This window comes from Bacteroidota bacterium (assembly GCA_016714535.1).
GTDB lineage: Bacteria > Bacteroidota > Bacteroidia > AKYH767-A > OLB10 > JADKFV01.
Genome location: JADKDR010000013.1, coordinates 146,461 through 164,140 on the forward strand (window position 1 = coordinate 146,461; position 17,680 = coordinate 164,140).

At 38.0% G+C, this 17,680-nt stretch carries 17 protein-coding genes; 13 read left to right on the plus strand and 4 right to left on the minus strand.

Features of this window, described 5'->3' with window-relative positions; genetic code table 11:
* Positions 1-57: 57 nt before the first annotated feature.
* The 3 genes from IPO27_16260 to IPO27_16270 all read right to left on the minus strand — a co-directional run bounded on the left by IPO27_16260 (position 58) and on the right by IPO27_16270 (position 5,279).
* The gene (locus IPO27_16260; protein ID MBK8847992.1) at positions 58-1,353 is read right to left on the minus strand and encodes a DUF5103 domain-containing protein; all 1,296 of its coding nucleotides are present in this window, start codon (positions 1,351-1,353) and stop codon (positions 58-60) included.
* Between the two features lie 4 nt (positions 1,354-1,357).
* Positions 1,358-3,277: an ABC-F family ATP-binding cassette domain-containing protein gene (locus IPO27_16265; GenBank protein MBK8847993.1), complete on the minus strand. Its 1,920-nt coding sequence runs from the start codon at positions 3,275-3,277 to the stop codon at positions 1,358-1,360.
* A 136-nt stretch (positions 3,278-3,413) separates the two neighbouring features.
* A complete protein-coding gene (locus tag IPO27_16270) occupies positions 3,414-5,279 on the minus strand; it encodes a PQQ-dependent sugar dehydrogenase (protein MBK8847994.1) in 1,866 nt (621 codons plus the stop codon).
* Between the two features lie 78 nt (positions 5,280-5,357).
* Here IPO27_16270 and IPO27_16275 point away from each other — a divergent pair, with 78 nt between their 5' ends.
* The 12 genes from IPO27_16275 (at position 5,358) to IPO27_16330 (ending at position 16,170) form a co-directional block, all read left to right on the plus strand.
* Positions 5,358-5,708 (plus strand): phage holin family protein, encoded by a 351-nt coding sequence (locus IPO27_16275; GenBank protein MBK8847995.1) that lies wholly within the window; start codon positions 5,358-5,360, stop codon positions 5,706-5,708.
* Between the two features lie 89 nt (positions 5,709-5,797).
* A complete protein-coding gene (locus IPO27_16280) occupies positions 5,798-7,207 on the plus strand; it encodes a DUF5106 domain-containing protein (GenBank protein MBK8847996.1) in 1,410 nt (469 codons plus the stop codon).
* 383 nt (positions 7,208-7,590) lie between these two features.
* Complete coding sequence (locus IPO27_16285) at positions 7,591-10,131, plus strand: hypothetical protein (protein MBK8847997.1); 2,541 nt, start codon at positions 7,591-7,593, stop codon at positions 10,129-10,131.
* A 59-nt stretch (positions 10,132-10,190) separates the two neighbouring features.
* Positions 10,191-11,441 carry a T9SS type A sorting domain-containing protein gene (locus IPO27_16290; GenBank protein MBK8847998.1) on the plus strand — a complete coding sequence of 417 codons (1,251 nt, stop codon included), beginning with the start codon at positions 10,191-10,193 and terminating at the stop codon, positions 11,439-11,441.
* Entirely contained in the window at positions 11,438-12,013 is a 576-nt protein-coding gene (locus tag IPO27_16295; protein ID MBK8847999.1) for a hypothetical protein, read from the plus strand. The genes IPO27_16290 and IPO27_16295 overlap by 4 nt, the downstream gene beginning before the upstream one ends.
* Positions 11,967-12,932, plus strand: a complete 966-nt coding sequence (locus IPO27_16300; protein MBK8848000.1) for a T9SS type A sorting domain-containing protein — start codon at positions 11,967-11,969, stop codon at positions 12,930-12,932. Before IPO27_16295 ends, IPO27_16300 begins: the two co-directional genes overlap by 47 nt.
* Before the next feature lie 176 nt (positions 12,933-13,108).
* Complete coding sequence (locus IPO27_16305) at positions 13,109-13,756, plus strand: T9SS type A sorting domain-containing protein (protein MBK8848001.1); 648 nt, start codon at positions 13,109-13,111, stop codon at positions 13,754-13,756.
* Entirely contained in the window at positions 13,756-14,013 is a 258-nt protein-coding gene (locus IPO27_16310; GenBank protein ID MBK8848002.1) for a hypothetical protein, read from the plus strand. The genes IPO27_16305 and IPO27_16310 overlap by 1 nt, the downstream gene beginning before the upstream one ends.
* Positions 14,014-14,131: 118 nt before the next feature.
* Positions 14,132-15,250, plus strand: coding sequence for a T9SS type A sorting domain-containing protein (locus IPO27_16315; GenBank protein ID MBK8848003.1), 1,119 nt, complete (start codon positions 14,132-14,134; stop codon positions 15,248-15,250).
* A 32-nt stretch (positions 15,251-15,282) separates the two neighbouring features.
* The gene (locus IPO27_16320; protein MBK8848004.1) at positions 15,283-15,570 is read left to right on the plus strand and encodes a hypothetical protein; all 288 of its coding nucleotides are present in this window, start codon (positions 15,283-15,285) and stop codon (positions 15,568-15,570) included.
* A 2-nt stretch (positions 15,571-15,572) separates the two neighbouring features.
* Positions 15,573-15,941 (plus strand): leucine-rich repeat domain-containing protein, encoded by a 369-nt coding sequence (locus tag IPO27_16325; protein MBK8848005.1) that lies wholly within the window; start codon positions 15,573-15,575, stop codon positions 15,939-15,941.
* A 22-nt stretch (positions 15,942-15,963) separates the two neighbouring features.
* Positions 15,964-16,170, plus strand: coding sequence for a leucine-rich repeat domain-containing protein (locus tag IPO27_16330; protein ID MBK8848006.1), 207 nt, complete (start codon positions 15,964-15,966; stop codon positions 16,168-16,170).
* Between the two features lie 66 nt (positions 16,171-16,236).
* Here the strand turns inward: IPO27_16330 and IPO27_16335 are convergent, their stop codons facing one another.
* Positions 16,237-16,965 (minus strand): class I SAM-dependent methyltransferase, encoded by a 729-nt coding sequence (locus IPO27_16335; protein ID MBK8848007.1) that lies wholly within the window; start codon positions 16,963-16,965, stop codon positions 16,237-16,239.
* A gap of 312 nt (positions 16,966-17,277) precedes the next feature.
* On the opposite strand from IPO27_16335, the gene IPO27_16340 reads away from it, so the two are divergent.
* Positions 17,278-17,640 (plus strand): hypothetical protein, encoded by a 363-nt coding sequence (locus IPO27_16340; protein ID MBK8848008.1) that lies wholly within the window; start codon positions 17,278-17,280, stop codon positions 17,638-17,640.
* Positions 17,641-17,680 lie beyond the last annotated feature (40 nt).

The following is a 17,680-nucleotide window of genomic DNA, read 5'->3' on the forward strand; positions in this document are numbered from 1 at the left end:
TCAAAAAGAAACTTGCAATTCTCTTGCAAATAGCGCGGTATTGCTTAGGTACGGTGTTTAATAAATCCGCAACGAATTAAACCTACGCACACCAAGCAATTCGTAATAGCGTTTGCCCGGTTGCATATTATAAACCAAAATCATGTAATTGTTTTCGGTTTCCCAATGATTGCCTTCTATATCAAAGGGTAAAGACTCGTTGCCATCGCATGTGTACAGGTAGTTATAGTATCCTTGCTTGAGTAGAAGCGTGCGTGTATAGGTGTTGGTAAGCGAGTCATACTTCATACGGTTGTTTTCTTCTTGCTCCCAGGCACTAAGTGCGCCATGCACATAAATATTTCCACAATCATCCTTTGCTGTTACCTTAAGCCGGAAGGTAACAGATACATAATCACCCATCAAATGATCATCGCTGCCTTCGTTGTATTTTATCAGGTAGTTGCCGTTAATGTCGTTGTCAGATACATAGCGGTCGGCACTCCGTTTATTGTCTGTAAATAATTGTACCGCATAGTTTTTTTCGGTTTCGTTGTATTCAATCGTATTTACACCTTCGCCATGATATCGTATGCTGCGTATATCAAACCATCGGAATTGATTGCCTCCGTTAAATAGGTTTTCGCTTTCGTAATTATACTCTAACTCTTCTTGTTTTACGTAAAGAGGTCGCAGAGTTTCTAACGCTGTATTCCAATTATCGTTTTGCAATATCTTTACTTTTAAATCGGTGTAAGGGTTGGGAAGTGTAAGCCCTGCGGTATTAACTACAAAATCAATTTCCTGTTTTTCTCTTCTAAATTCAGGGTTTACAGGTCTGTGAATGTCTTCCTTTATTTGCAACCTGTTTTCGAAAACCAAAAATCTTCTAACAAAAATAAAGTTGTCAGGATAATCGCGATCAACTATTTTGAGCAAATAATTTCCGGTAATTAGTAGCTGCATATTTTCGTTAGGAAACGAAAAGGTGTAATGCGTGTACTTTACCAGTGTATTGAACGAAGTCTTGTAATTCAATATGGGTTCGTTGTTAAAGCCCTTCACATATAAGTCCTGTGGTATGTTGCTAGGTTGCCAGTTGGCATCGCAATGCTCTACGGTATAGTTGTAGTTTTTAAAATCGGCATCAAGGTCATCAAAGCGCACTATAAGTTTTACATTACTGTTAATATCATACATGGGAAAGCTGAGTGGGGCACCTTCTGCTTCGAGCAAGATGGTTTTAATATTTGATTTGTAACAGTGATTGTGATAGCGCAACGTTTGTTGGTTGGCATAATCATCTTGTGCTACGCTAACCAACTGCAAGATAAGCAGAAGGCATACCAGAAGTTTTATAGGTAGTGGCACCATGTACTTATTGCATTTCCATCATTTGGGTGTAGGCTTGCTCCCATTCGGAGTTGAGTGCCGCAATTTCTTTTTCTTTCATTGCATATAAACTGTTCAAGGCTTTTATTTTTTCGGCAACTGCCATGTTTTCTTCACGGCCCATATCTACCGAAATTTCTTCGAGTTCACTTTTAGCCTTTATAATTTTTTCGTCCAATTGCTTCACCTGATTTTGCAATTTATTTTGCAATTTCTTACGGTCTTTTTCTAACGACTTATCGCCCGAATTATTTTTTGCTGCAGCTTTTTCTTGTTTTACTTTTTGCTCAGCTTGCTGCGATGCTTGCTTTAATTGTTGTTGCCGAGTGTATTCGTATTCATCGTAAGTGCCGGGATATACTTTAAGAGTTTTGTTTTCGATATACCAAATTTTGGTTGCAATACTTTCAAGAAAGTATCGGTCGTGCGATACCACTACAAAAGAACCTTCATATTCCTGCAATACTTTTATCAGAATATTTACGCTTTTCATATCCAGGTGGTTGGTAGGCTCATCAAGCAACAAGAAGTTGGCTTTGGTAAGAATAGTTTTGGCCAATGCCACCCGCGATTTTTCGCCTCCCGAAAGTGATTTTATCTTTTTAAAAACATCATCGCCAGCAAATAAGAAAGCGCCAAGCAGTGCACGAAAAGTGTTGTCGGTTTCGGTAGGTGCGTGGTGTGCCAACTCTTGCATCAGATCGTTATTCAGGCCAAGCGATTCTAATTGATGCTGCGCAAAAAAGGATTGTATCACATTATGTCCCATTTCTATATGACCATCAAACTTTTCGCTGCCATTTATCATGCGCAGTAAGGTACTCTTGCCTCGTCCATTTGCTCCTATTAATGCTATTTTATCGCCACGTTCTATTTCGATGTTGCTATTATGCAACACTTCCAGGTCATCGTATTTTTTGCTGCGAACCAATCCTTTGGCAATAACTTTACCCGGCTGCACATCAAAGTTAAACTTTAGCCGCATCTCGGCATTGTCGCTTTCTACATCTTCTATAAGGTCAATGCGGTCAAGCATTTTTATTCGCGATTGTGCAAACGATGCTTTACTTGCTTTGGCCCTGAATCTGTCAATCAATCGCTCCTGTTCTTTTATAAACTTTTGCTGATTGGCAAAACGGTTCGACTGCAATGCATCGCGTTCAGCTTTTTCCTTTAAGTAAAAACTATAATTGCCGGTGTACAAATTAATTTTTTCAGAAAACACTTCTGCAATCTTGGTAACTACCTTATCAAGAAAATAGCGATCGTGCGACACCACAATAAAGGTGCCTTCGTAATTCTGCAGGTAGCTTTCGAGCCATTGTATGGAAGGGAGATCGAGGTGGTTGGTAGGCTCATCCAACAATAAAAGGTCAGGTTTGTTTAGCAGTATTTTGGCAAGTATAACGCGCATGCGCCATCCGCCACTAAAGGTTTGTAACGGGCGCGATAGTTGTTCGGTTGTGAAACCCAATCCTTCGAGCACCGATTCGCTCTTGCTACGTATATTGTAACCGTCTAATATTTCAAATTCGTGCTGAAGGTCGTGCAGGCGGTGTAGCAATTTGTCATCATGATTGGTTTCCATTTCATGCAACACCTTATCAATTTCTTTTTCAATTGCCAGTGCTTTGTCAAATGCCTGCATGGCAACATCTATAATTGGCTCATCGCTTTGAAACGACAACAAATCCTGATTTAAAAAACCAATGCTAAGGTCTTTGCGCCCTTGCAACGAACCACCGTTAAGTTGATATTCTCCGGCAATAACCCGCAACAGGGTAGATTTTCCTGTGCCATTACGGCCTATCAATCCGATTTTTTCGTTAGGTTTTATATGCCACGAAGCATTACTAAACAGTGCTCGCGAACCAAATTCAAACGTAATATCATTTAATACTAACATCTCCCGATTTTAAGAAAACGCGAAAGTACACATTCCCCCGCAAATAGAAGGGGTGCATGTTGCAATTCTGATGTAATAACGATATACGGTTGTTTGCCTGTTCAGAGTCCAATAAACTATATGGTTCTGTAATTTATTAGCGCATCAACTTAAATTGTGCTTGCTGTTCATTGTCTGTAACTTTCAAAATATACATTCCGTTAGGTTGATTTTTTATATCAACTAAAACTTTGGATTCAGCAAGTAGATGCTTTTGCAAAATTTGTTTTCCACTTACATCATATACATGCAGGGTTACATGTTCTTTTACTTCGTTAATAAACTGTAGTTGATATAGCCCGTTTTCAACAGTGGTAATAGTTGCAAAGGGCGCTTGCTGGCTGGCGGTGGCCATGCCGGTACATCCACTTACAAATACGCTGGCAGTTGTGGTATTGGTGCAATTGTTTAGTGTATCGTAGTACATATAAGTTACAGTGTTATAACCTGGCTTAGCCAGGTTGGGATGGAAGTTAGTGCCATTAACACCTGAGCCGCTAAACACACCTCCTGCAGGAATGGCTTGCATTGAAACAACTGCACTGGTATTACAATAAAGCGTGTCTAAACCAATAATGGTTGCTTGCGTTGCTGTGCCAAGATTTAAGTACACACTTGCACTCAATGCCGAACAACCGGTAACAGAATCAGTAACTTCTGCATAGTATGAGCCGCTTTGGGTAGCTGCAAGTGTATGCACCGTATTAACAACCGGTGCTCCGTTGTAATACCATTGGTAGCTAAGTCCCTGACCCGAAAGGGCAACTAACGTGTACGAGTTTGTACAGCTATTAATTACAGAATCATTGGTGATAAATGCCGTAGGTTGACATTGGCTGGTATCAACTAGGTGATAAACACTGCCATTGTTGTAATTAGCAGCGTAAAGCTCACCATGCTTATCTTCGCCAAAAGTAGTTACCGCAGGTATCACTCCAATATCGGTTCTTACCCAGGCATTGTTTACTTTTTCGAGATACCACATTTTACCAAAACAGTAATCTCCAAAAAAATATTTGCCAAACATTTTTCCAAATTTAGTTCCACGATAAACAAAACCTCCAGTTACCGAACAACCATTTCCTGCCTGTTGATATTCGTATATGGGTCCATCGTAATTGCTCATTCCCTGGCAGCCATTTGTATTGTAATTATGATTGCCCTCGTAGCAGCGCCATCCATAATTGTAACCTCCGGGGCTATTGGCTGGTTCCATGTCAATTTCTTCCCAGGCGTTTTGACCTACATCGCCCACCCATAAATCTCCCGTTAGTTTGTCAAAGCTATATTTCCATGGGTTGCGCATACCGCTCGACCATATTTCATTTAATATCGAAGATAGGGGTACATAAGGATTGTCTGCAGGTATGGCATAACCGGCAGTGTTTCCACTAACATCTATGCGCAACATTTTTCCCAGAAAAGAGAGCATGTTTTGAGAACGATTTAGCGGATCGCCAAACGAACCACCATCGCCTGTGCCAATGTAGAGATAGCCATCAGGCCCAAAGGCCAGGTTGCCACCGTTATGATTTGCATAGTCTTGGTTGATGCTCATAATGACTTGCTCGCTACTCAATACTGCACTATCGGGATTGGTTGCCGATACCTTGTATCGCACCACGCGTGTATCGCCAGATTGATTAGTAAGGTTTACATAGAATTTTCCTGTATAAGCATAGTCGGGCGGAAAAGCCATACCAAGCAAACCTTGCTCGCTACCAGGAGTGTACCCGATTTTGGTAGCTAAGTTGATAAAAGGTTGTGCATTAACTACACCGTTTTTTATAATCTTTATTTTGCCAGATTGCTCTACTACAAATAACCGATCATCACCAGCAGATTTAATATCTACAGGAACACTTAATCCGCTTGCATAAATCTGAAATTGAATTTTTGGTTGCGCCTGCAACAAGGAACTAATTAACAATATTCCTGCTAAAAAAATATACGTCTGCTTCATTTATTAAATTTGTTTTAAAATGGTATGGCAAGTATAGGCAAAAATTATTGTTCTAAAAATTTTCCCTTCCTTCGCAGTATGAAATTCTTTCTAAAACTTATTACCGAATCGCTTGCTGTTATTGCTGCTTGCTACCTGCTTCCGCATGTGCACGTTGATAGTCCCTTGCATGCAATTTTGTTTGCAGTGGTTATGACGGCACTTAATATGTTGGTAAAACCTGCATTGATATTATTTACCTTGCCGGCAACCATTTTTACTTTTGGCTTGTTTCTGCTAGTTATCAATGCTGCTTTGGTATTGATTGCAGATTATTTGCTCGATGGTTTTAAGGTAGATGGATTTTGGTGGGCTATGTTGTTTAGCATTGTTATTTCTATCATAAATGCCGTGCTTGAAAGGCTTGCCAGAGACTCTGAACGAAAGTAATTCTAATCCAATGTTCATAAGTTTGTCATTCGTACTTTACTTGACAAAAATTATTTTTGACACGTTTTTTTTTGAATATTAAAATTTGTATGCGAATTAAGTTAATCAGTTTAGGAATTCTTACCCTTGCCATGCAATGGTGCATAGCTAAGGAAGGTTACAAAATCACGTGTAAGTTCAGCGGCATTCCTGCCGAAAAATGTTTTCTGGCAAATCATTTTGGCGATAAGCAATACATTCAGGATAGCTGTGAAGCTGATCGATCGGGTAATTTTGTCTTTCAAGGATCCAAGTCCTTGCCCGGTGGTATGTATCTGGTGGTATTGCCCAGCAAAAGATACCTGGAGGTGATGATTGATAAGGAACAGTTTTTTTCTATCGAAGGAGATTCAACACTGAGCCCCGAAATGGTAAAAGTAAAAGGCAGTACGGACAATAAGCAGTTTTACGATTACCTTGCCTATATAAGCGCAAAAAACAAAGCCATACAACCCCTGCGCGACCGTTACAATGCCCTCAGTGCCGAAGAGCAAAAAACTTCGCACGTGCGCGAGCAGATGAAAGCCATTGATGATGATGTGGCAAATTATAAAGATGATTTTATGAAAAAGAATCCACAGGCATTTCTTACCGCCATATTTAATTATAGCGAAAGTCCTGACGTGCCTGAGCCCCCTGTTAATCCCGATGGAAGTATCGATAGCAATTTTGCCTATAACTATTACAAAGGTCATTTTTGGGATAAAATAAATTTTGCCGATGCCCGCATGTTGCGCACTCCCATTTATCATCAAAAGTTAGTGGAGTATTTTGATAAACTGGTTTATCAAATTCCTGACTCCATTAATAAAGAAGCCGATATGATGGTAATAAAGGCAGAAGCCGATACCGAAGTGTGGAAGTATACCGTATGGTTTATCACCTATCATTTCGAAACCAGCAAGATTATGGGTCTTGATGCAGTATTTGTGCACATGGTAAACAATTATTACAAACGCCCAAAGGCTTACTGGCTAAGCGATGACGGCTTGTACAAAATACAGGAACGTGCCAAACAACTCGATCCCATCTTACTTGGAAAAAAAGTGCGCAATATCGTTTTGCAAGATTCGTTAGAGCATTATCGATCAATGTATGATATACGAAATAAGTACACGCTTCTGTTATTTTGGGATCCTGATTGTGGGCATTGCCAAAAGGTAGTACCTAAGGTGCGCGATTTTTATGATAAGACAAAACAAAACGGAATTGATTTGGAAGTATATGGAGTTTGTACCGAAGCTGAAGTTGAGAAGTGGAAAAAATATATGCGCGAAAAAAACTTGAATTGGATTAATGTGGCCGACTTTAAATTTCGTGATAATTTCCGACATGATTTTGATATTAGCACCACCCCACAAATATTTTTGCTCGATACCGATAAAAAACTTATAGCCAAGAAACTTGAAATAGAACAAGTTGAAGATTTGATTAAAAGGCGCGAGGGGAAAGAGAATTGAAATGCTGATTTAAATTGAGTATTTAGAAGTAAATTTTAGGCTTAATTTAAATGAATTCCAACGTTGAATTTCTAAACTATCATTCTTGCATTGTATCGGTTACCATATATGAAGTAACCGTGCCGATTGTTTATTCCAATAAAGTAATGTGTATTACTTTTAGAATAATGCACCATTGAATTGTATTGTTGAAAACAAATTATGTTAAATAGTTGTACATTTAATAAATTTTTCCTTTATCTTTATGAAATAATATCTTTCTAAGTTCAACAATTTAAAAATTTACCAAATGAAATCACAAATCACAAATCACAAATCACAAATCACAAATCCTATTCGGATCAGTTGTGTTGGCCATTGTATTTTTATTTTTACATAAAGGCATGCAGGCACAAACCCACCCACCGGGTATTGAATGGACTACTGAAGATTTTTATCCATTTAATCCACCGTTTCCAACTCAAGCACAAGTACCACAAACTAAAGATAATAGTAACGAAGATTGGTGGTACAATCATAAAAATGTATATGAAAGTGGCGTACACACAGGATACATTGCAGTTGGTTATTCTTCTTTTTCAAATTACTTTTACATTGAGCGGAATGACGGTTGTATTTTAACCGAATTGCAATATCCGGGAGGAACCGATTGTATTTTCGATGATTACCCTATAACGGGAATTAGTCCTACCTATACTGGTAGAAGTGCTTTCCAATTTATTTCGCGCAAAGACTTATATGGCCACGATATTTGGACAAAGGTTGTGAATCAAAATTGGTTTCAAAATGTAATACAAACTACTGATGGAGGATTTTTGGCGGTTGGTATAACAGCCAGTACGCGCGAACCTGATTACAATGCCAATACGCTACCGCAAGCCTTGGTGTATAATCCTGGATTAGATAATTACACCTACGATTGTCCCGGCTTGCCAGATCCAACTCCTTATATTCCATGGCATATAAATGCAGTTAAATTTGACATTAACGGCAATATATTGTGGAACCGACTCTATGGAAATGGTTTAGATTATTATCATGGTGTATATGATGTATGTGAATATGAAGATGCAAACGGACTACCAGCATACCGATTAGTATGTGGCATTGGGCAAAATCCAGGTTTAAAGTATCCATTAAATGCATTAGTTGTTGATTTAAAAACTAATGGTGATGCAAATTGGATTCAGGAGTTTCCTTCTACAGTGCAAGGCGTTAATTATGGTCGCGATTTATATGGTATTGCTGCAAGAGGTACAGGTACAAGCCAACGCATAGTCGCAGTGGGGCGTGATGAAATAAATGGTGCTGGTACTGAAGTAAATGTAATGATGTGGGAAGGTGCTAACACTAACTACGTTGCACCAATCGAGCGTACCGAAAATTTTTCTCCACTAAATGACGCAGCCTATGATGTTAGTTTTCGGGATGACAATCATATCATTGTTGGTGTAACCTACAACTCAAGTGACTATGGGTTAGCCGGAGGAAGTACTAATATTGGGAATATTGCTGAAGGATATGTAAGTGAGTTCCCATTGAATACTGGCATTATCGGCACTCCCACCAATTATCCATTAACGCTTGGTATTGGGCAAGTTGATGACCAGTTATATGCCTACGACCTCAAGGTTGGTGTAACAACTACTGCCGATGGTGGCTTTGCAGCGGTTTCTTCAAAAAGGCCACAGCATTATACTACACAATATTGGGATCAATGCTGGACATGCAACAATGGACCGCAAATTTGTACAAACCAACCGGGATTTATTTATGACGACTATTGGAACACTGATGCATTTGTAAAAAAATTTGCTTTGAATGGAACACCTGAATGGGAAATAACTTTTGATGAAAATTCTACTGAACCACCAGAGGATTATCCTGGCGACTTTAAAAAACAAGAATGTATGTATGGAATAACTGAAGCAGAGGATGGTGGTTTTGTAATAAGCGGAAATTATAGTTCCAATTTTGACGATGCCTACTTAGCCAAATTATATCCAAATTGTCAAAATAATCTGACCTATGATTATGACGGATATGATAACGGAATCATTACCCCCATAGATGCATCCACCTTACCAAACCCATTAACAGGCACAAAAAAAATTCTGGGCATTTTGCATATTCCATCCGGTACTAATTTTACAATTGACGCAGGGGCATTATATTTTGCCGATAGTAGGCAAACAGGAATTCCTACATATATACATATACAACCAGGTGGCCAACTTAATGTACAAGGTAATACAATACTTGATGTGGTACAAGGAAATGGATGCGATGATAACTCGATGTGGGATGGTATAGAGGTTTGGGGCGACCCCAACGGCAACAGCGGCTTTGGTAGTCAGGGCGTGTGTTATATACAAGATGGCGCAACCATTACCAATGCACGTATTGGCGTGATGGCATCTGCAGGGCAGCGTGATGGCCTCTTACATTTAGACCCAAGGGAAACAGACGGTGGTGGATATATTAGAGTAACGGATGCAAACTTTATTAATAACCGAAGAAGTATTCACTATGCGCCTTATTATAATGGTTCTACTTTTAACTTCGTATTTAATTCCAACTTTATAAATGGCAGTCCCATGCGCGATAAATATTATGAGCAATTTGTAGATCCACTTAAAAGACCTGTTGGAAATAATACATTCATTTCTGATTACAATAGACATGGATTACTTATAGACAATAACCAATTTTCTATCAACTATGCTTATCCGGCCGATATAAGGGGCACCGCGGTAGGCTCTTACGATGCCAGAGTAATTATTAAAGATAATACAATTACCGATTTAACTACCGGTATCGAAATGGTGGATGGCAGTGCCGTTCTTACACCTGTAAGTGTGGTAAATAATGAGATACGGGCACAGTATGGTGTACGGGCGTTGTCAGGGCATTTCATCAGATAAAAGAAAATATTTTTAATATACCATCAGGCACAGGTAGCGATGCAACCTATGGCATTGCCATGATTAGCAGCCCTGCATTCAATATAGAGAGCAATACTTTTATAGGAGCATCAAAATTTAAAAATTTTGGACTAATAGTACACAATACCGACCAAATGGGTGGCCTTGCAGGCAAGTTTAATAACTTTGACAGTTTAGAAGTTGCCACCCAAACCGAACTAAATAACGATTTTCTCCAAATAAGTTGCAACGACTATTACGATAATAATTACGACTGGTCCATAAGCCCCGAGTTTCCTACACTTGGCACATTAGCTACGCAAGGTACCGGCTGTGACCCTTTCACCGAAGTGCGCGCAGGCAATACTTTTAATGTAAATACCAATGGAGCCGAAAGCCATATTTACTCGCCACTTGTTGAGTTTAAATATTATGCAAATGGTACACCTAGTGTAACTATACCTGCATTAATTAGCCCAATACTTGCTAATGGGAATTTTGAGGATGTTGAAAATTGTAATAATCCGTTAGATGATTTAGTTTCATGTGCAGACGATGACCCTTGCCCACCACCATGCGACCACTTAAAACTTGCTTACCAAAAAGAAACAAATCCGCAATTAAAAAACCAATTATTCAATAAATGGATTACCAAAAATATTATGAACGATAGTTTGTATAACGATTCATTGGTAATAGCTTTTATTGCAAACTCAACACAAGACAATAAAAATGTTTTGTTATTAATGCATCATTTTAATAATGAAAATTATACGCAAGCTGCCATGCATTTGAATCAAATTAAGGGCAACACAAAATACAGTGCAATTTTCAACTTGTATACTTATTTGTTCACCAAAATTAACAAGGGCAAATTAGAACTAAACAAAAAAGATAAAGTCACACTTAGTAGCCTTTCAAATAATAAGAATATGGATGGCGCTATAGCGCAGGGCTATATGAAAAATAATTTCGGCAAAACTCAAAAATTTATTCCTGAAACAATGGGTGGTAAAATACCGCGATTTGCCTTCACTGAAAGTAATAGCACATTGGAGACAACCCTTAATTTAAAACCACAACCAGCTTCCAACTTGGTTGTTGTGATGGTAAAAACAACAAATGATGGCAAAGGCACACTAAATGTTTGTGATTTAACAGGAAAGAAAATATCATATTTAGTTTTAGAAAACATACACAATGAAATTAATTTCTCATTGGAGAATTATCTCAATGGTGTATATGTAATGACAGTGCAAAATAATAGAGGCGAAACTATTGGCATTCATAAATTAGTAGTAGCCAAATGATGACCTCAATATTATTAAAACCCAAAGGCTTTTGCCTTTGGGTTTTTTGCTTTGCGTTTAATTTTGTTGCTGCTCAAACATTTAATAAAACAATTCATGAAGGTGTGGATGGATTATTCAATATTTTGGAAAACGACTCATCCTATTTTGGGGTTATGACAAGTGGATATCCTTTTTGGCCTAAATCACTAAGCATTTTGAAAATAAACACTCAAAGTTTCATCACAAAGAAAAAAATTAGCTATGGATCTGCTTGCGATGTTCCTTACGGATTGATAAAATTGAATAGTGATACTATGGTTGCCGGTAGTTTTGCATACAACAACTCAAATAATTTGTATTCAAATTATCTGTTTTATTTCAATGAAAATATGGATAGTTTAGATACTAAATTTTTTGCATCACCTCTCGGCAATTCTTTAATAGGATTATACATTTTAAAATCCATGAACGGACAAATAATAATTACGGGCCAAATAACTGATACTAACCATACCACAGGCGATTGTTATTTAAGTAAAATTGATGATCAAGGAAATTTGCTCTGGACAAGTACTTTTTGGTGGCCCTAAATATGATGCTGCCTACTCCTCCATCGAGCTCCCTGATGCAAGTATTCTTACTTTAGGATGGACACGCTCATTTGGGTTTGGCAACAATAGCAACCGCGATGTATTGCTTGTAAAGTGGGATTCACTTGGCAATAAACTGTGGCACAAAACTTTTGGGACACCTGTAACAGAGGGCGGTATTGGTATTTCAGCTACCAAAGATGGAAATTACTTGTTGGCATGCACACAGTATAACCCCAACACAATGATAGAAAACCCTTGGATAATAAAAGTAGATACTGGAGGAAATATAGTATGGCAAACAAAAGTGCTTATTACAGGAATGTGCAACCCATGGTGGGCAAAAGAAACCAAAACAGGCAATATTGTATGCGCAGGGAGTTGTCGTAATCTAAGCAACAATTTGGATGAGGGTTCAATTTTTTTATTAGATAGTATAGGCAACTTAAAATGGGAGCGGTCATTTCCACAAGGCAACGACCACGCCTATTTTCGAGATGTAATAGAAACAAGCGATAAAGGATTTATTTGTGCCGGTTTTTGCTTTGAGGGTGCAAGTGGCGGGCAAGATGCCTGGCTCGTAAAACTCGATAGCCTCGGCTGTGATAGCGTAGGTTGTGCTACATATACGGCTTTGCCTCATACTACCACTTCCAATGGTACAAGGCAGGAAGTCAGGTTATACCCAAACCCTGCAAAAGAAATTTTCTACATAAAATTTCCCCACGCATTTTTTGCAGATACATATACCGTTACTGTAACAGACATGCAAGGGCAAATATTGTTGTATCAAAAACAGGTGTACAACCTCCGTCAGGATATTCCTATATTTGTAAATAATATTACCTCAGGCATGTACCTTGTTACAATAAAGGCAGAAGAGAAAGCGTATGTAAGTAAGTTGATTATTGAAAAATAGAAACATTAAAAAACAAACACAAATGGAGAATAAATTTAGTGTTTATGATTCGCAAAAACAGTGGAGTGCTGCCGCATCTGCCTCAGGTTGGTGTTTTCACCAACCTGCACAGACACACGAAACCGACCCCGCAACTTAAAAAGCAATTTTTCAATGAATGGATTAGCAAAAATATTATGAATGATAGTTTGTATAACGATTCGCTGGTAATAGATTTTATTGCGAACTCAACACAAGAAAATAAAAATGTTTTGTTATTGATGCATCATTTTAATAATGAAAATTATACGCAAGCAGCATACCATTTGGCACTATTAAAGGCAATACAAAATACAATTCCATTTTCAATTTGTACACTTATTTGTTTACAAAAAATTAACAAGGGCAAATTGGAGTTAACCAAAAAAGATAAAGCAAGTTTAAGTTCATACTCAAATAACAACAACATGGATGGAGCCATTGCACAAGGCTATATGAAAAATAATTTTGGCAAAACACAAAAATTTATGCCGGAAACTATTGGAGGCAAAATACCAAAGATTGCCTTTAATGTCGATAAAAGTGAAACAGCATCAGATATTTTACTTTATCCGCAACCTGCAAACGAAACAGTAAATATAAAAATCACAAATGTACATAAGGGTACAGGTGAGTTGCATGTAAAAGACATTACCGGAAAGCAAATTGAAACTATTTTAGTTCAGAACATCGCAGTTGAATTCAATTTCTCAACTTCATTATTTAAAAATGGTGTGTACATAATTGAAGCATTAGATGCTAATATGGTGAAAGTTGGCACGCAAAAATTAATTGTAGGTAAGTAATGAATAAAATATTATTTATTCCAAGGGGGTTGCTAACCCTCTTGGTTTTTTATGCTACAATTCAAAATACGATTGGTCAATCATTTAATTATACCTTACATGAAGGCATAGATAATTTATTTAATATAATTCCTTTTGACTCAAGTAATTATGCAATGATGACAACTGGATACCCATATTGGCCAAGGTCATTGAGCATTTTGAAAATAGAACCCCAAGGAATAATTACAAAAAAAAAAGATTTACAATACACCTAATTACGAATTGCCTTATGGATTATTGAAATTAAATAATGATACTATGGTTGTCGGGAGTTTTGCTTATAATACAACCAACAATTTATTTTACGATTTTTTATTTTTTTTAAATAAAAAAATGGATAGTATTGATATTCGATATTTTCCTTCACCAATTGGTTTTGCTGTTGCTGGCCAGTATATTTTAAAAACAATTAATGGCCAAATATTAATCACAGGCCAAATAAATGATACGGCTCATACTACAGGCGATTGCTACATTAGGATGATTGACAAACAAGGCAATATGTTGTGGACAAGTACATTCGGAGGACCAAAATATGATGCGGCCTACTCCTCCATCGAGCTCCCCGATGCATCAATCCTCACTATTGGATGGACTCGCTCATTTGGGTTTGGCAACAATAGCAACCGCGATGTATTGCTTGTAAAGTGGGATTCGCTTGGTAATAAACTATGGCATAAAACTTTTGGCTCGCCTGTAACTGAAATTGGTATTGGAATAACAGCAACTAAAGATGGAAATTATTTATTGGCTTGTACACAGTTTGACCCAAGCACTTCAATAGAAAACCCTTGGATAATAAAAGTAGATACCGGAGGAAATATAGTATGGCAAACAAAAGTGCCTATCGCGGGAATGTGCAACCCTTGGTGGGCCAAAGAAATCAGTACTGGTGATATAGTGAGTGCAGGCAGTTGCCGCAATGCTAACAACAATTTGGATGAGGGTTCAATTTTTTTATTGGATAGCGTAGGCAACTTAAAATGGGAGCGGTCATTTGCACAAGGCAACGACCATGCCTATTTTCGTGATGTAATAGAAACAAGCGATAGCGGATTTATATGTGCCGGTTTTTGTTTTGAAGGTACCAGCGGAGGTCAAGATGCCTGGCTTGTAAAACTCGATAGTGCAGGCTGCGATAGCGCAGGGTGCGCCATCTACACGGCTTTGCCTCATACTACCACTTCCAATGGTACAAGGCAGGAGGTCGGGTTATACCCAAACCCTGCAAAAGAAATTTTCTACATAAAATTTCCGCATACATTTTTTGCTGATACGTATACCGTTACTGTAACAGACATGCAAGGGCAAATATTGTTGTATCAAAAACAGGTGTACAACCTCCGTCAGGATATTCCTATATTTGTAAATAATATTACCTCAGGCATGTACCTTGTTACAATAAAAGCAGAAGAGAAAACGTATGTGAGTAAGTTGATTATTGAAAAATAGGATAATATTTGCACCAAATTTCAATAGTAAAAATGCAATTTTTAAAATACATATTGCTAAGCATACTGCTTACTACGCTAGTAGCTCAAACTGCCGATGCCCAAAGCCGCAGAACTCGCAAGAAAATTGAAGCGGCCGAGAAAAAGAAACAAAAGCAAAAGGAAGCAGAGTTAAAGGCGGTAAAGAAATTTCAAAAAAGGAACATGTCCATACAAGATAAGGAAACCCGCAAGCGAATGAAAAAACACAGGCGAAGCAAAGGAACTCCTTATGTAACCAAGCGTCCCGGATTTTTCAAACGTTTGTTTTCGAGAAAGTAAATTTGAAACGTCTAATTATATTCATCTTATTATTTTTTCTTCAGGCACCTTTGGTGCATGCGCAAGAAGAAGACAAACTTACCCACACGTATGTCAAATACGATAACCTGCAGGATGCTTTAAATAACCGCGATTCGGCAAAATATCTTGATCTAAGCAAAACTAAACTGACACAAATTCCGGAGCAGGTATTTCAATTAGCTAATCTGGAAGTGCTTATTGTAAACAAGAATAAATTAACAAGCATACCGAACGAGATTTCGAAGTTGCAACATTTGCGCGAGTTACATGCGGTCAATAATAAAATCAAAGTAATTCCTTCTACCATCAATGCGCTTACGCAATTAAAAGTATTAAACCTGAACCAATAATCTAATTGAAGAAATTCCGGTGGTGCTTACTCAAATAAAAGAACTCGAAGAAATTTATTTATGGGATAACGAGATAAGCATTATTCCGGCCGAAATAAAAAACCTCTACAACCTTAAAGTGTTGGAACTACGTGGAATATTATTTGACGAAAAAGAGCAGCAACGTGTAAAATCTTTACTTCCCGAATGCAAAGTTTATTTTTCGCCATCATGCAACTGCAAGAAGTAGTTTACTCTGTATAAAATTTTTTTTAGCCGAAAAAAATTAGCATTGCACACGTGTTAGCAGCAAGTTTTATTTTTGCCCGGCAATAACCACACTTCCAGCAATTTCTTTTAGGATTGGAATTTTTTCTACGGCTTTGCCTATGCCATTAACCATGCTTATCAATGGCTTTGGAACAATAGGGTGTAGAAAGTCGTAAGGATAAATAACTACTTCTTTGTATCCGATATTTTGCAACATGGTTGCAAAAGACCAACGCACAATGGCTGTTTCGTCAGGCGAGTCGCCAAGCATTTTTTTAATAAAAGGAATATTCTTTTGGATAAAAATCTGAGGGTTAATCATGTTTGGCTCGGCAAAGGCTATGCGTCCTCCCGGTTTTAGTACCCTGTATATTTCAGACATCGACTTTTGCATATCGAGGTGGTGCAGCACACTACTTCCAAAAACGACATCAAAGCTATTATCTGGAAAATCAAGATTCATTGCATCGCCAATAATAAATTTGTTTTGCGGATGTTTGGTACGAGCCTCTTCAAGCAAATCTTCCGAAATATCGATAGCCGTAATATCAGCACGGGTATCATCGTATATTTTTCCGGTAAACAGGCCTGTACCACAGCCTATCTCCAGGCATTTGTCGGTAGATTTTATTTTGGCAGCAGCTACTAACAATTGTGCTCTGCGTGTGGCACGCACTTGCCCTGCGGGCGATGCCCAATTCCAAATATCTTCGGCACCACCTTCACGCAACTTTTTGCCGTGCTCTATTTCGTGCTCTAAGCGATTACTTCCCATCGGTTTTATTCTATTGTTATGCAAAGTTAGAACGATGCTCATGTCTAATATCTTAGGGCAGTAAAAGTTTTAAACAGTAATAAGCTACAGCAAGGGTGCCAGCAATGCGCAGTTAACCACATTAGGCCTGATTGAGGTATTCGGTTTTTAGTTGCTTCATAATGCGTTGCGCATTTCAACTAATTAAAACAAAGGGGGAGCATATCATCTTTTCAGGCACAACAAATTTTATGTTGATTCGTTTTCAACTTCTGAATTATCAGAAAAATTCAACTACTTTTGAAAACATCTTAATAAATTAAAATTACAGATATGCGTATAGCAATAAATGGTTTTGGCAGGATAGGCCGCACAGTTTTTAAACAAATGATAAACGATGATGAACTTGAAGTTGCCATCATAAATGATTTGGCAGATGCTGCTACACTTGCGCATTTGCTAAAATACGATTCGGTGCATGGCATTTTCCCCGCCACCATTGAATCAGGGCAACACAAGCTTATAGTAAATGGAAAAGAAATTTTGCTCACTCAGGAAAAAGATCCGCAACTTTTGCCACACGCCAATCATAAAATTGATTTGGTTATCGAATCAAGCGGAAAATTTGCCAATGAGGATGGTGCAAAAAAGCATTTGCTGGCTGGAGCTAAACGTGTTGTAATAAGTGCACCCTAAAAGTGAGGTAACTTTAAAAAGAGGTGGTTATTGGTGTTAA